This window comes from Streptomyces sp. NPDC016640, assembly GCF_043076215.1.
In the GTDB taxonomy this organism is placed as follows: Bacteria; Actinomycetota; Actinomycetes; order Streptomycetales; family Streptomycetaceae; genus Streptomyces.
Window position 1 is genome coordinate 110089 of the sequence record NZ_JBIBRG010000002.1, and the last position, 13965, is coordinate 124053.

17 protein-coding genes and 1 pseudogene are annotated in these 13965 nt (G+C 71.5%); 12 read left to right on the forward strand and 6 right to left on the reverse strand.

What is annotated here, in order from left to right; genetic code table 11:
- Nucleotides 1-12 precede the first annotated feature (12 nt).
- From ACF07S_RS04140 to ACF07S_RS04150, 3 genes are all read left to right on the forward strand, one after another.
- On the forward strand, nucleotides 13-828 hold the full coding sequence (locus tag ACF07S_RS04140; protein ID WP_391973375.1) for a DUF1707 domain-containing protein: 816 nt from the start codon (nucleotides 13-15) through the stop codon (nucleotides 826-828).
- 318 nt (nucleotides 829-1146) lie between these two features.
- Nucleotides 1147-2493: a DUF445 domain-containing protein gene (locus ACF07S_RS04145; RefSeq protein ID WP_391973376.1), complete on the forward strand. Its 1347-nt coding sequence runs from the start codon at nucleotides 1147-1149 to the stop codon at nucleotides 2491-2493.
- A gap of 112 nt (nucleotides 2494-2605) precedes the next feature.
- The gene (locus ACF07S_RS04150) at nucleotides 2606-4132 is read left to right on the forward strand and encodes an MFS transporter (RefSeq protein ID WP_391962376.1); all 1527 of its coding nucleotides are present in this window, start codon (nucleotides 2606-2608) and stop codon (nucleotides 4130-4132) included.
- Nucleotides 4133-4182: 50 nt separating this feature from the next.
- On the opposite strand, the gene ACF07S_RS04155 is transcribed toward ACF07S_RS04150, so the two are convergent.
- Nucleotides 4183-4485 carry a hypothetical protein gene (locus ACF07S_RS04155; protein WP_391962375.1) on the reverse strand — a complete coding sequence of 101 codons (303 nt, stop codon included), beginning with the start codon at nucleotides 4483-4485 and terminating at the stop codon, nucleotides 4183-4185.
- A 191-nt stretch (nucleotides 4486-4676) separates the two neighbouring features.
- On the opposite strand from ACF07S_RS04155, the gene ACF07S_RS04160 reads away from it, so the two are divergent.
- The 5 genes from ACF07S_RS04160 (at nucleotide 4677) to ACF07S_RS04180 (ending at nucleotide 7567) form a co-directional block, all read left to right on the forward strand.
- Nucleotides 4677-5099, forward strand: coding sequence for an Hsp20/alpha crystallin family protein (locus ACF07S_RS04160; RefSeq protein ID WP_391962374.1), 423 nt, complete (start codon nucleotides 4677-4679; stop codon nucleotides 5097-5099).
- A 200-nt stretch (nucleotides 5100-5299) separates the two neighbouring features.
- Complete coding sequence (locus tag ACF07S_RS04165; protein ID WP_391962373.1) at nucleotides 5300-5815, forward strand: DUF2267 domain-containing protein; 516 nt, start codon at nucleotides 5300-5302, stop codon at nucleotides 5813-5815.
- 157 nt (nucleotides 5816-5972) lie between these two features.
- Nucleotides 5973-6353: a VOC family protein gene (locus ACF07S_RS04170; RefSeq protein ID WP_391973377.1), complete on the forward strand. Its 381-nt coding sequence runs from the start codon at nucleotides 5973-5975 to the stop codon at nucleotides 6351-6353.
- 65 nt (nucleotides 6354-6418) lie between these two features.
- The gene (locus ACF07S_RS04175) at nucleotides 6419-7003 is read left to right on the forward strand and encodes a sugar O-acetyltransferase (RefSeq protein ID WP_391962371.1); all 585 of its coding nucleotides are present in this window, start codon (nucleotides 6419-6421) and stop codon (nucleotides 7001-7003) included.
- A 15-nt stretch (nucleotides 7004-7018) separates the two neighbouring features.
- Nucleotides 7019-7567 carry a TetR/AcrR family transcriptional regulator gene (locus ACF07S_RS04180; protein ID WP_391973378.1) on the forward strand — a complete coding sequence of 183 codons (549 nt, stop codon included), beginning with the start codon at nucleotides 7019-7021 and terminating at the stop codon, nucleotides 7565-7567.
- Nucleotides 7568-7695: 128 nt separating this feature from the next.
- Here the strand turns inward: ACF07S_RS04180 and ACF07S_RS04185 are convergent, their stop codons facing one another.
- Both ACF07S_RS04185 and ACF07S_RS04190 read right to left on the reverse strand, forming a co-directional pair.
- Nucleotides 7696-8025 (reverse strand): rhodanese-like domain-containing protein, encoded by a 330-nt coding sequence (locus ACF07S_RS04185; protein ID WP_391962369.1) that lies wholly within the window; start codon nucleotides 8023-8025, stop codon nucleotides 7696-7698.
- Between the two features lie 95 nt (nucleotides 8026-8120).
- Nucleotides 8121-8540 carry a MarR family winged helix-turn-helix transcriptional regulator gene (locus ACF07S_RS04190; protein ID WP_391962368.1) on the reverse strand — a complete coding sequence of 140 codons (420 nt, stop codon included), beginning with the start codon at nucleotides 8538-8540 and terminating at the stop codon, nucleotides 8121-8123.
- Between the two features lie 39 nt (nucleotides 8541-8579).
- On the opposite strand from ACF07S_RS04190, the gene ACF07S_RS04195 reads away from it, so the two are divergent.
- The 3 genes and pseudogenes from ACF07S_RS04195 to ACF07S_RS04205 all read left to right on the forward strand — a co-directional run bounded on the left by ACF07S_RS04195 (nucleotide 8580) and on the right by ACF07S_RS04205 (nucleotide 10623).
- On the forward strand, nucleotides 8580-8840 hold the full coding sequence (locus ACF07S_RS04195) for a hypothetical protein (protein ID WP_391973379.1): 261 nt from the start codon (nucleotides 8580-8582) through the stop codon (nucleotides 8838-8840).
- Nucleotides 8841-8911: 71 nt separating this feature from the next.
- Nucleotides 8912-9544, forward strand: a pseudogene (locus ACF07S_RS04200) (RNA polymerase sigma factor).
- Nucleotides 9541-10623, forward strand: a complete 1083-nt coding sequence (locus ACF07S_RS04205; RefSeq protein ID WP_391962365.1) for a CU044_5270 family protein — start codon at nucleotides 9541-9543, stop codon at nucleotides 10621-10623. Before ACF07S_RS04200 ends, ACF07S_RS04205 begins: the two are co-directional and overlap by 4 nt.
- A 339-nt stretch (nucleotides 10624-10962) precedes the next feature.
- On the opposite strand, the gene ACF07S_RS04210 is transcribed toward ACF07S_RS04205, so the two are convergent.
- From ACF07S_RS04210 to ACF07S_RS04220, 3 genes are all read right to left on the reverse strand, one after another.
- Nucleotides 10963-11397 (reverse strand): ester cyclase, encoded by a 435-nt coding sequence (locus ACF07S_RS04210; protein ID WP_391973380.1) that lies wholly within the window; start codon nucleotides 11395-11397, stop codon nucleotides 10963-10965.
- Nucleotides 11398-12024: 627 nt separating this feature from the next.
- On the reverse strand, nucleotides 12025-12237 hold the full coding sequence (locus ACF07S_RS04215) for a DUF397 domain-containing protein (protein WP_391973381.1): 213 nt from the start codon (nucleotides 12235-12237) through the stop codon (nucleotides 12025-12027).
- Nucleotides 12234-13082 carry a helix-turn-helix domain-containing protein gene (locus tag ACF07S_RS04220; protein ID WP_391973382.1) on the reverse strand — a complete coding sequence of 283 codons (849 nt, stop codon included), beginning with the start codon at nucleotides 13080-13082 and terminating at the stop codon, nucleotides 12234-12236. Before ACF07S_RS04220 ends, ACF07S_RS04215 begins: the two co-directional genes overlap by 4 nt.
- 211 nt (nucleotides 13083-13293) lie before the next feature.
- Here ACF07S_RS04220 and ACF07S_RS04225 point away from each other — a divergent pair, with 211 nt between their 5' ends.
- The gene (locus ACF07S_RS04225) at nucleotides 13294-13959 is read left to right on the forward strand and encodes an ATP-binding protein (RefSeq protein ID WP_391973383.1); all 666 of its coding nucleotides are present in this window, start codon (nucleotides 13294-13296) and stop codon (nucleotides 13957-13959) included.
- The last annotated feature ends 6 nt before the right edge of the window (nucleotides 13960-13965 follow it).

Genomic DNA, 13965 nt, shown 5'->3' on the forward strand with positions numbered 1-13965 from the left:
AGGCTGCTGCGTATGACCGACGACGCATCCGCCCGGGATCTCCGCGCCTCCGACGCCGACCGTGAACGGGTCGCCGAGATCCTGCGGGACGCCCTCGCGGAGGGCCGCCTGGACATGGAGGAGTTCGAGGAGCGCCTGGACGCGACGTACCGGGCGCGCACGTACGGGGACCTCGCGCCGATCACCCGCGATCTGCCGGGCCACGGCACGGCGTCGGTGCCCGCCGTCTCGCTGGCGAAGGACCCGGAGCGGGGCGGCGACTGGGGGAGCCGGATCGTCCGCGGTGACGAGCCCGCGTCGACGTGGGCCGTGGCCGTGATGTCGGGCTTCCAGCGCAAGGGGCACTGGACGGTGCCGCGCCGGTTCAACTGCTTCGCCTTCTGGGGCGGCGGTGAGATCGATCTGCGGGAGGCGTACTTCGCCGACCGGGAGATCGTGATCAACGCGGTGGCGATCATGGGCGGGGTGGACGTCGTCGTCCCGCCCGGGGTCGAGGTCGTGGTGCGCGGCGTCGGCGTCATGGGCGGCTTCGACCACCGCGAGGAAGGCGTGCCGGGGGAGCCCGGCGCGCCTCGCGTGGTCGTCACGGGCCTGGCCTTCTGGGGCGGCGTGGGCGTCCAGCGCAAGCTCCCCCGCTCGGCGAAGCAGCGCCTGCGCGAGGAGCGCCGCCGTCAGAAACTGGAGCGCGGGGAGGAACGCCGCCGGGAAGTGGAGGGCTCTCGCCACGACCTCCACGACCTCCACGACCCGCTCGGCCTGAACCTCCACGACCGCCGGGACCGGCACCGCGGGGGGAGCGGCGGCCACGGCCGCGACAGCGACCGCTGAGCGGGTCTCCCCGCCCGCCGCCCGGTCCGGTCTCCCCGCCCGCCGGCCCGGTCCGGACCGGACCGTGCCCGCGGGCGGCCGCCGGGGCGCCCGTCGCGCGGTGCTGCCCGGCGGGGGCGCACCCGTGAGGCGTGAGACGCACCCGTGAGGCGCCGGACACACCCGTGAGGTGTCATGGGTGGCGGGGAGGACGCCGGGAACCCTTAGGTGATGTCCCTGGCCCAGCCCCTTCCGGACAGACGCCGGGAACTCCTGTCCCGTTCCGGGAGTCGGTCAGGAAGGAACAATAGGTGAGGGATCACCGGACGGGTGGAGCGGATGGAACGGACGAAAGCGGCGGAAACCGAAGACGGAGGCGCCGAAGGGCGGACTGCCCGCACCGGCGCCTTCTCGAACCGCGCGATGACGACCTTCAGCCCCGCGGACGAGGAGAAGCGGCGCGGGGTGCGCCGGATGAAGCTCACCGCCACCGGACTGCTGTTCTTCGTCGCCGTGGTCTACGTCCTCACCGAATGGGCCTCCCACCAGGGCGCCGGCCCCTGGGCCGGTTACGTCGCCGCGGCGGCCGAGGCCGGCATGGTCGGCGCGCTCGCCGACTGGTTCGCCGTCACCGCCCTCTTCCGCCGCCCCCTCGGCCTGCCCATCCCGCACACCGCGATCATCCCCACCAAGAAGGACCAGCTCGGCGTCTCCCTCGGCGAGTTCGTCGGTGAGAACTTCCTCTCCGAGGACGTCGTACGGCTGCGGCTGCGCGCCGTCGGGATCGGCGGCCGGCTCGGCGCCTGGCTCGCCGTCCCCGAACACGCCGACCGGGTCACCGCCGAACTGTCGGCGGCCCTGCGCGGCGCGCTGACCGTGCTGCGCGACTCCGACGTCCAGGCGGTGGTCGGCGAGGCCGTCACCCGCCGCGCCGAGGCCCAGGAGATCGCACCCGGCATGGGCAAGATGCTGGAGAAGGTCGTCGCCGACGGCGGGCACAGACGCGCCGTCGACCTCGTCGTCACCCGCGCGCACGACTGGCTGGTGCTGCACGGCGACTCCGTGATGGACGCCGTGCAGGGCGGCGCGCCCGGCTGGACCCCCCGATTCGTGGACCGCAAGGTCGGCGAGCGCGTCTACCGGGAACTGCTGCGCTTCGTCACCGAGATGCGCGACATGCCCGCCCACCCCGCGCGCGGCGCCCTCGACCGCTTCCTCACCGACTTCGCCTCCGACCTCCAGTCCGACACCGACACCCGCGCCCGGATCGAACGCCTCAAGGGCGACATCCTCGGCCGCGACGAGGTGCAGGACCTGATCGCCTCCGCCTGGACCGCCGTACGATCCATGATCGTCTCCGCGGCGGAGGACGAGCGCAGCGAACTGCGGCTGCGCCTGCGGGCCTCGCTGCTCTCGCTGGGCGCCCGGATGGCGGCCGACCCCAAGGTGCAGGGCAAGGTCGACGGCTGGCTGGAGGGCGCCGCCGTGTACGTCGTCACCACCTACCGCAAGGAGATCACCTCCCTGATCACGGACACGGTGGCGAGCTGGGACGCCGAGCACACCACCAGGAAGATCGAGGCCAACATCGGCCGCGACCTGCAGTTCATCCGCATCAACGGCACGGTGGTCGGTTCCCTGGCCGGTCTGCTGATCTACACGGTGTCCCGGGCGATGGGGGCCTAGCCGGCCGGCCGGGAGCGGCCGGGTGCGCGCGGCGCGGTGCGGGAGCGGCCGGGCGTGAAACCGCGTGTCCCGGGGCAGACGACGGGCGTTCGCTTCGCCGAGGGGGGAGCCCATGACCACCGCACAGTCCGCGACCGGACGCACCGTCACCAGCAGCATTCCCGCCCGCCTGGACCGGCTTCCGTGGTCCCGCTGGCACTGGACCATCGTGATCGGCCTCGGCACCGTGTGGATCCTCGACGGCCTGGAGGTCACGGTCGTCGGCAACATCGCCGGCCGGCTGTCCGAACCCGGCAGCGGACTGCCCATCACCTCCGGCCAGGTCACCGGCATCGCCGCCGCCCTCTACGTGGCCGGTGCCTGCGTCGGCGCCCTCTTCTGGGGCCGCCTGACCGACGTCTGGGGGCGCAAGAAACTCTTCATGATCACCCTCGCGGTCTACCTCGGCGCCACCGCCCTGACCGCGTTCTCCTTCGACACCTGGTGGTTCCTCCTCTTCCGCTTCCTCACCGGCTTCGGCGTCGGCGGCGAGTACGCGGCCATCAACTCCGCGATCGACGAGCTGATCCCGGCGCGGTACCGGGGCCGCGTCGACCTGATGATCAACGGCAGTTTCTGGCTCGGCGCGGTCGGCGGTTCCCTGCTGTCGATCCTCGCGCTGAACACCGAGATCTTCCCGGCGGACGTCGGCTGGCGCCTGACCTTCGCCCTCGGCGCCGTCCTCGCCCTGGTCATCCTCCTCGTACGGCGTCACGTCCCCGAGAGCCCGCGCTGGCTGCTGATCCACGGCCGCGAGGAGGAGGCGGAACGCATCGTCGGCGACATCGAGCGGCGGATCGAGGCCGAGACGAAGGAGCCGCTGCCCCGCGCCGAGAGCGAACTGACCATCCATCAGCGCGGGAGCGTCACCTTCGCCGAGATCGCCCGCACGCTCTTCGCCAAGTACCGCAAGCGTTCCGTCCTCGGCTTCTCCCTCTTCATCGGCCAGGCGTTCCTCTACAACGCCATCACCTTCGGCTTCGGCGCCATCCTGACGACGTTCTTCGACGTCCCGTCCGGCAGCACCGGCTACTACTTCGCCGTCATCGCGCTCGGCAACTTCATGGGCCCCCTGCTCCTCGGCAAACTGTTCGACACGGTCGGCCGGCGCGTGATGATCTCCGGCACCTATCTGGCCTCCGGCGTGCTGCTCTTCGGCACGGCCTGGCTGTTCGACCGGGGCTCGCTGAGCGCGAGCACGCTGACGGCCTGCTGGTGCGCGGTGCTGTTCTTCGCCTCGGCGGGCGCGAGCAGCGCCTACCTGACGGTCTCCGAGATCTTCCCCATGGAGACCCGCGCGATGTCCATCGCCTTCTTCTACGCCCTCGGCACCGCCGCGGGAGGCATCAGCGGGCCCCTGCTCTTCGCCGACCTCACGGGCACCGGCAAGGTCGGCGACACGGTCCTCGCCTTCCAGATCGGCGCCGGGCTGATGTGCGCGGCGGGCCTGGTGGCCGCGTTCCTCGCGGTGAAGGCGGAACGCCGCTCCCTGGAGGACATCGCCACACCGCTCACCGCCGCCGCGTCCCCCGCGAAGGGCGGCATCCGGGCGGGCGCGGGCGGGGGGACCGGCCCGGGCTCCGGGCCCGCGACGGCGTAGGGCGCCGCGCGTCCGGACGGAGACGGACGGTCCGGTGGGGCCGGCGCGGCTCAGCCGCGCCGGTCGGCCACCGCCCACGAGGCGAGCGCCACGGCCCCCGCCGCGCCGAACACGGCCGGCCAGGCGCCCACCTTCTTGGCCAGCGGGTGCGACCCCGCGAACGCGGCCACGTAGGCCACCGACAGCGCCCCCGCCGCCCCGCCCCCGGCCCGCTCCCGCCACTGCCGCGCGGCGGCGGCCCCGGCGACGGCGAGGACGACGCCGCCCAGCTGCCGCTTGCGGGTCCAGCGGGCGACGCCGTACCCCCCGACGAGTCCGCTCGCGGCCATCACCGAACCGGGAACCTTCGCCATGTCTGCCTGCCTTCTGCCACAGCGCCCATGAGGGCGTTCTCTCACCGGCTTCCGAGGCTAACCCGGGATCCGGGCACGACACCCGCGGGGTCGACTTGAGTCAGGGCTTGTCAAGTTTCCTCCTCCGCGCTATATAAGAAGACGAAGTGAGGGCATCGCACAGACAGACCCGAAGAGAGGAGTGGACTGTGATGCTCATGCGTACCGACCCCTTCCGCGAGTTCGACCGCCTCGCGCAGCAGGTGCTCGGCTCCACCTCGCGCCCCTCGGTGATGCCGATGGACGCGTACCGGGCGGGGGACGACTTCGTCGTCCACTTCGACCTCCCCGGCGTCGACCCGGAGACCATCGAACTGGACGTCGAGCGCAACGTCCTCAACGTGCGCGCCGAGCGGCGCTCCCCGGCCCCCGAGGACGCCGAGCCGGTGGTCGCCGAACGTCCCACGGGCACCTTCACCCGTCAGCTCTTCCTCGGCGAGACCCTGGACACGGAACGCATCGACGCCTCCTACGACGTCGGCGTCCTGACCCTGCGCATCCCGGTGGCGGAGCAGGCCAAGCCGCGCCGCATCCAGATCACGGGCGGCGACAGCCGCAAGCAGATCAACGTCTGACGACACCCACCCGGCGCGTCCCGCGGACACCGGCCGTCCCCCCCCCGGCCACCCGCGGGACGCGCCCCCGTGTCCCCGTGTCCCCGTCCAGGGGAGCGGGGCGCGGCGGGGCCCGGGAACGAGGTGTCCGGACGTCGCGACAGGGCACCGGAATGCGAGGGCCCGCAGGAGGAAGGGCCCCCGAGAGGAGAGGAACCGACATGACCACGCCGACCACGCTGACCACCCCGCGCAGGCCCGCGTCCCCGCGCCCGCAAGCGGTGATCCCGGCCCCGGACCGCGACCGGGGCCGCCGGGTTCCCCGTCCGGCCCGCCGCGACGGCTGGCCCGAGCTGATCGACGCGGTGAAGGAGTCGGGCCAGTACCCGACGAGGGCGGAGGCGGAGGACGTCACCCGCATCGTCCTGTCCGCCCTCGGCGGCCATGTCGTCGGTGACGAGCGCGTCGACCTGGCCCGCGCCCTGCCCGAGGAGGCGGCGAGAGCGGTCGCGTCCCAGATCCCGGCGGCCCGCAGACTCACGGCGGCGGAGTTCGTCGACTCGGTGGCGGCCCGCATCGACGGCGCGACCCCGGCCACGGCCCGCTGGGACGTCAGCTCGGTCCTGAGCGTCCTGCCCGCGCTGGTGGGCGACACCCTGGTGACCCGGGTCCTGGCCCAGCTGCCCCCGGGCTACGCCCTCCTCTTCGGCCGCGCGGAGCTGACACCGGCGGAGTGACCGCCCCGGGGACCTGACCGCCGGACCCGCCCGCCGCCCCCGGCCGGCCCTTGGCGGGCTCCTGGCCGTTCAGGTCCCCGGAAAACCGTTCGCCCCACCCCCTCCCCACCCGGCAAGCTTCCGGACCGGACCCTGAAACCGCGCCCCGGGAGGGCAGTTGACCACCCACCCCCTCATCCGCCACATCACCTTCGACTGCACCGGCGACCCCTACGACCTCGCCCTGTTCTGGAGCGAGATGCTCGGCAACCCGCTCGCCGACGACGACAAACCGGGCGACCCGGAGGCCCTGATCGCGGACCCGGACGGCGGCCCGGGCCTGCTGTTCGTCCGGGTGGAGGAGGGCAAGACCGCCAAGAACCGCCTCCACTTCGACCTGCGTCCCACCGGCCGCACCCGCGCGGAGGAAGTCGCCCGCGCCGTCGCCCTCGGCGCCCGCCTGCTGGCCGACCACACCCGCCCCGACGGCGGAGGCTGGGTCACCCTGGCCGACCCGGAGGGCAACGAGTTCTGCATAGAACGCGGCGAACTGGACTGACCCCGTCGCGCCGGCTCCGGAGCGTACGCCGCCACGCGCGCGCTCCGGAGCGTACGCTCGTACGCATGTCGACGACGGACTACTTCGCGAACGACCCGCGCACCCACCTCGAACGCATGCTGGCAGGCGACCTCTACATCGCCGACGACCCGGAGATCGCCCGCCGCCAGCGGCACGCCATGCGTCTGGCGGCCCGCTACCAGGCCGCGTACCTCGAGGACCCCGCCGAGGCCCGCACCGTCCTCACCGAGCTCCTCGCCGCCGCCGGGGAGGACATCGACGTACGCCCGCCCCTGTACGTCGACTACGGCAGCAACATCACCATCGGCGCCCGCACCTTCGTCAACTACAACCTGACCGCGCTGGACGTGGCGCGCATCACCATCGGCGAGGACTGCCAGATCGGCCCGAACGTCCAGCTCCTCACCCCCACCCACCCCGTGGAACCCCGGCCGCGCCGCGACAAACTCGAGGCCGCGCTCCCCATCACCATCGGCGACAACGTCTGGCTCGGCGGCGGGGTCATCGTGTGCCCCGGAGTGAGCATCGGCGACGACTCCGTCATCGGCGCCGGCGCGGTGGTCACCAAGGACGTCCCCGCCGGCGTCGTGGCCGTGGGCAACCCGGCCCGCCCGGTCCGCACGCTCTGACCCCGGGACCCCGCCATGGCCACCGGACACACCGATCCGCACCGCCGCCAACGCATCGTCGCCGCCACGCTCGACCTGATCGTCGACGAGGGCGTGGCCGGCGTCTCCCACCGCAAGATCGCCGCCCGGGCGCAGGTCCCCCTGGGCTCGATGACGTACCACTTCACCGGCATCGACGAACTGCTGCGTGAGGCGTTCACCGGCTTCGCCGACCACATCGTGACCGTCTTCGAGCGCCACCTCAGCGGGGCCACCACCCCCGACCGGGCCAGGGAAGCGGTCACCGACCTCATCCACACCCTGTCCGAGGGCCCCGGCCGCGACCTGATCCTCACCCAGGAGCTGTACATCCTGGCCGCCCGCCACGAGACGTACCGGAACATCTGCCGACGCTGGATGCGCCGCAGCCGCGACCTCCTGGAACTCCACTTCTCCCCGTCCACGGCCCGCCAACTGGACGCCCTGATCGAGGGCCTGACCCTCCACCGGGCCCTGGACGACTCCCCGCCCGACCGCGAACTGACCCGCGAGGCGGTGCTCCGCATCACGGGGGCGACGCCGTAGGACCGAGTAAGGGGTCGTACGGCGGACCACCCGGCGGGACCGGTCGGCAGACCACCCCGGGGCCGCTCACGCGACATGCTCACGTGCCCTCCGAACCCGGTGGGCCGCCCCTCCCGGCGAAGACCTCGTCAGGTGGTGAGCGGTCCGCCGGCGGCACGCCAGTCGATGAGGCCCCGGCTCATGTTGACGGCGTCGAAGCCGTTCTCCACGAGCAGGTTCGCCGCGCCGGCGGACCGGATGCCGCCGGTGCAGAAGGTGATGAGCAGGCGGTCGTCGGGCAGTTCCAGGCAGCGCTCGGGCAGCGCTTCGAGCGGTATGTGCACGGAGCCCGGAATGCGGGCCCGCTTCCACTCGAACTCGCGGCGGACGTCCACCACGAGCGCGCCGTCCGCGGCCAGCCGCACCGCCTCCGCCGCGCTGACGGCCGGTGGCCGGCGCAGATAGTGACGGAAGCTCATGCGCCGCCCGCCCCCTCTCCCGCGACCAGCGGGGCACCTGTCATGACACGGAGGGGCAGCACCAGGATCTCCATAACCTTCAGGCTACCTGAAGGTCAGTCGTCGGAGGACATCGCCCGCACCATGTGCGCACGCAGCGCCTCGGTCAGTTCGGGATGCCGCGCGGCGAACTCCGCGTCGAGGCGGGCCACCACCTCGGCGGCCCGGGCCAGCAGGGCCTCGCCGGCCGCCGTGATCCGCAGGGCCGACGCGGACCCGGCGTGCGCGGTCCCGTCGTCGACCAGCCCGGCCTCGACGAACGCCGCCATCGCGCCGTGCGCGCTCTGCACGGTGATGCGCGAGCGCCGGGCCAGCTCGCTGAAGGAGATGCCCGGAGTCCCCCGGACGTGCCCCAGCAGCCCGTACTTCCGGGTGGTCAGCCCGAGCGGTCTCAGCCCCTCGGCGAACGCGGCCTCCCACACCCGGCCCACCGTGAGCAGCGTGACGGTGGGACTGAAGGGCGGCGGCTCGGACATGGGGGCAGACTACCCATCGAGCCCCGCCCCGGTGTCACGGTGTCACGGTGCCGCCACGCACTTGCCCGGCGCCGGCGGTGGTTCACCGGTTCCACCGCCCGCGATCGCCACCTGCCCGACGACCACCACCCGCACAGCCGCGTCCACGTCACCGTCCTGCGCGCCGGTGCCACCGCGCGGGGCCCCGGGGCGCCGGCCGCCTCACTCGTGGCTGACCTGCGGCACGACAAGGAACTCGCCGAGCTGTGGAGCCGCCAAGGGGTGGGACTGCGGTGGAGCAGCGCCAAACGTCCCATGTGAAGCTGTGCCGACCCGGAAGGGGTGTGACGGAGGCCACGGGAACCCCGGCGGGGCTGCGGAGAGTACATGGTGTGAGAGACACGGATCGAGATGATGAGCTACGTGCGCGCATAAGAGCAGGGGACCGCGATGCGTTCGGCACCCTGTACGACGCACACGCGCGTGCGGTGTACAACCATGGGCTGCGGCTGACCGGGGACTGGTCACTGGCGGAGGACATCATGTCCGAGACGTTCCTCGCCGCGTGGCGGACCCGAGCCTCCCTGAACCCCGAGGGCGGGTCGCTCAGACCGTGGCTCCTGGGGATCGCCACTCATAAGGCGCACAACGCCACACGCCGCCTGCGCTGACAGCGCCTGTTCCTCTCACGCCAACCGGCTCCACCCGCAGTGACGGACTTCGCCGAGGAGAGCGCGGGCCGGATCGACGACGCTCGCCGGCTGGCCGTGGTCCACGGCGCCCTGAGCGGACTGCGCAGCCAGGACCGTGAAGTTCTCGTCCTGTGCGTGTGGTCCGGCCTCACCTACCAGGAATGCGCCGAGGCACTGGACATTCCCCTGGGCACCGTGCGCTCCCGGCTCGCGCGCGCCCGCCGACGGCTTGACCGGCTCAGTGCAAAGAACACGGAACCGCACGGCCCCCGCGGAGAGGTAAAGAAGCAGGCCGCATTCGTGGCCGCGCGCTCACAGGAGGAAAACCGATGACTGCCTCAAACCGCCATGACGGTTCCGGCGACGACGCCGCACATCTGCGCGAGCTGTTGCCGGACGCACCCGAATGGGACCTCTCGCCCGCCCGCCACTTCCACCACCGGAACGTGCTGCTGCGCGAGATCGACCAGGAGCAGACGGCCGCCCCCACCCCGGCAACGCCTGCGCTTCAGCGGCGGCGGCTGCTTCCGGCCTTCCTGCTGCCCGCCACGGCCCTCACCGGCGCTCTGATCTTCACACTTCCCGGCACGGAGCAGGAACCTGGCGCCAAGGCAGAGGCGACCGTCGCGGAACACGCTGCGGCGAACGACGTAGTGCTCACACTCGACCGCATCGCCGCCGCGTCCATGGAAGCCGACGTCAAGCCGGTCCGCGACGACCAGTTCGTCTACGTCCGAAGCCTGGTCCGCGGCAACGAAGGCACCTTCGACGGCCCGGTGAAGCTCGGCGCTCCACACCGCCGCGAGATCTGGGTGTCGCAGGACTCCGCACCGATCACTCGCATAGGGATGATCCGTGAGTCCGGAAAGGGCGCCCCTCTGTCCGGGCAGCGGGTTCCCATCGAGGCGGCCGCCCCTGACGGCAGTGCCGAGCAGGGAGTCCCAGCCGGGATCGAGCGTCCCACCTACCAGTGGCTGGCCAAGCTGCCCACTGACACCGATGCTCTGCGCAAACTGCTCTACGCCCAGACCCGGCCCTTGGAAAACGAATCGAAGGACGGGGCCGTCTTCAGGAAGATCGGCGACCTCCTGAACGAAACAGTCATGCCGCCGGCCAACGCCGCGGCCCTGTACAAGACCGTCGCCACGATCCCGGGCGTGAGCGTGACTCCCGACGCCACCGACGCCGCCGGGCGCCACGGGATCGGAATCACCCGCGAGGAGACCGGCACCATGAGCCGAGACGAGTGGATCTTCGACCGAAACAGCTTCACGCTTCTCGGCTCGCGCTCCTACCTCACGCGCACGGCCGGGTCCAAGCCCTCCACCCTCTACAACAGCAGCGCCATCATGGAAACCGGCGTCGTGGACCGGGACGACCGCGAACCCACGGACAAGCAGAAGACGGCCTGAACAACGGGACGGTGCGCACCTCGCCCCGACAGTGACCGAAGGCCCCTGCGAGATGCGGACCCGGCAAGTCGGTCCTCGTCGGTGATCGTCCCACCCGATGGCCCCGCCGACCCGCGGACCATGGATTCGGACGGGCGCATCCGTGTCGGCGCCCCTCTCGTCCGTCCGTGCGGCGGCGAGCTCGACCAGGACCTCCGGCAGCTCACGCGCCGGGCACCCGAGCACCGTCCCCTCCGCAGCGCCCGGCCGCGGCGGACCCGGCCCGGTGCCGGGTGCTGGACCTCCCTCCCCGGCCGGAGCGGAGCCCTGACACGGGAGGCTCCCGGCTCATGAGCCTCGTCAGGACGGGAAGGCGCCGAGCTGACGCAGCAGCGAGAGGACGTCCACGACACCCCGCACCTCGGCGATCCGCCCGCCCGCGAAGCGGAAGATGAAGATCTCGCTGTAGGTGACGGTCTTCCCGGTGGGCGGCACACCCTGGTACTCGCCCCGATGGGTCCCGGTCACCGTGTTCCTGACGACGATCCTGTCGCCCTCCGAGATCGTCTCCTCGACGGCGACGTGGATGTCGGGGAACGCCCGCAGAAGCACCTCCCACACCCGCTTCAGGGCCTCCGCACCCGTCAGGCCCATCGGCACCGGCGCGTGGAAGAGCAGATCCGGCGCGACGAGCTCGTCAATGGCCTTCGAGATGACCTCCGGGTCCCCGCTGTTCACGGCGGAGTGGAAACGGTGGAGCGTGGCTGTGTTGCTCGGTGTCCCGGCTGCCGACATGGCTCTCTCCTCTGCTCCGTACCAGACCGTGTCTCAGCAGTACGACGGCCCGGCCGCCGGGAATGTGACGTGATGCCCGGCCAGGGCGCTGCGACCGCCACCGTGAGGCGATGATGTGCGGGTGTTCCACGGGGATCCCAGCGAGTACGACCACCTGGACGACGACACCTTCACGGACCTGGAGCCGGGCGCCCACGGGCTGGGGCACCGCCCCGCGTACACCCGCCTGAACGTCGGCCGGCTGGAGGCCGGCAAGCCGTACTCGACAGGGCCGGTGCCCGCGGCGTCCACGGAGAAACTGAAGGCTGTCCAGCGGGTCCAGCGGATGAACGTCTGCCGGGGAGTGCACGAATGCGACCTGCGTCCGGCGGGGGACAGGCCTGCCCCGGAGGGCAACGCGGAGCTACGGATCCCGGGTGAGCCAGGCGCCGCCCGTGCCGCCCCGTCCCTCATCACGCACTACGTCACCCCCCCACGGCTACCGTCCGCCGCAGCCCTTCATCGACGCCGTCCTCGCCGTCCACGTCGACGCGTGGGCCTCCGTACGTCGGCCCGAGGGTCCGTTTCCCTGGGCTGCGGGGAACGCGGAGCGCTTGTTGAAGCAGGTGCTGGGGCGCCGGCCGGCAATCAGTGCGACCGAGGGCCGCCTTTGAGGGCTTGGACGAAGGAATTCCAGGCGTAGTGCTCCACCGAGACCACAGCGACTCCCGTGTCCTTGGAGTCACGTACGAGGGTGCGGTCCTGAGCGATCGCGCACTCGACGCACTCGCCTCCCGCGCCGTTGCTGTACGACGACGTGAACCACATCAGGGGAGCCCTCGTGGGCTCTGCGGCGTTCACCTTGAGTGCTCCTTGACGACGGATTTGATCAGCTGGGCGGAGCGCTGAGGACTCAGGGCCGCGGCGCGCAAGCCGTCGAACGCTCGCGTGTACTCCCGTACATGATGCTCGCCCTCCAGGTAGACCGCGTCCGTGATCCCGTCGCGGTACACCAGATCCGGGTCTTCCGGGGCGGGAAAGCCCAGCATGGTGAAGGAGCCCGTCACCGGGTAGGTGCCGGAGTCGAAGGTGAGGACTTGAAGGGTGACGCTCGGTAGTTCGGTCGTCTCCAGTATCCGTTCGAGCTGTTCACGCATGATCTCCCGGTCGCCGATGACGTTGCGCACAGCACCCTCGTGCACGATGAACCAGGCGTCGGGGGAGCCCGGTCGCGACAGCATCTCCTGGCGTTCCAGCCGCACGCGGACGGCCCGGTCGATGTCCTCGGCCGACATGTGCGCGCCCGTCGTGTGCAGCTCGCGGGCATACGCCTTGGTCTGCATGAGGCCCGGCAGCACCTCGCACTGGTACTGGCGGAGCGTGGAGGCGTCCTGCTCCAGGCCGATGTAGATGTTGAACCACTCGGGCACACCCGCACCGTGGACCTGCCACCACCCGCGCGTCTTCGCCTCCCGCGCCAGTGACTTGAGGAACTCGCGCAGTTCGTCGCTCGTGTCGTAGAACCGGCACAGCGCGTCGATGTCGGACGGCTGGACCCTGCCGCTGCCCGTCTCCATACGGTTGACCTTGGAGCCGCTCCAGTCCAGCGCCTCGCCTACCTGGGCGCAGGTCAGTGCGCTCTTCTCCCGGAGCTTCTTCAGCTCGATCGACAGACGCCGTCGGCGTGCCGTCGGTGAACCGGCCATTTCGATCCTCTCAAACCCCGGGCTCGTAACGAGTGTTCAGTCTCGTGCCAAGGGGACGGCTTGCCAATCACACGGAAGCGGGAATCCCGTCGTGCACATTGCACAACGGGATGTGCCAGCCCCATGCTGAACACCGACGGGCGACGCAGAGTGATGACTCGTGACGCTCCGCTGGTGAACGGCAGGTGTGAACACCGATGGGAGAACCCTCTTGATCCAGGAAGCGTGCCTGACGCGAAAGCCGTGGAACGTGGAGTTCACCGCCCACCCCGAGGAGGTGGCCCCACTGAGGCGCGTCGTACGCCTCTGTCTGAAGGCCTGGAATCTGCACGGGCTCGTCGACGCGGCCCAACTGTGCGTCAGCGAGCTCGTGTCCAACGTCGTCACCCATGTCGGCCTCGGCACGCCGGGCTCACTCGCGCTTTCCGTGAACGGTGCGTACCTGCGCATCGAGGTCCACGACCCCGACACCCGGGCGCTGCCCACCCTCGTCACCGCCGACGTCGAGGCCGAGGGCGGGCGGGGCATGGCACTCGTCGAGGCCCTCACCGACCGCTGGGGCGTCCAGCTCCACGAGAACCGCAAGGTGACGTGGTGCGAGCTGGCCACCGGGCTTACGTCACCGGCCGGCCTCACGGTGGATCCGTCGGTGACGCGTGCCGAGGCGTTGCTGGACATGTACGCGACGCTGAGGCCGCCGACCTGCCGTTACGAACCCGGGCTCGGCAGGGTGGGCCGGACGATGGCGGAGGAGTCCGTGATCGACATCGTCACGGACTTCCTCCGCTGGCTCCGGGTCCACGGTTGCGACGCGGACGAGGCGCTCGACCGTGCGCAGAGCCGCTACGAGGCGACCCTGTCGAGCAGTCGGCGGTGACGATCG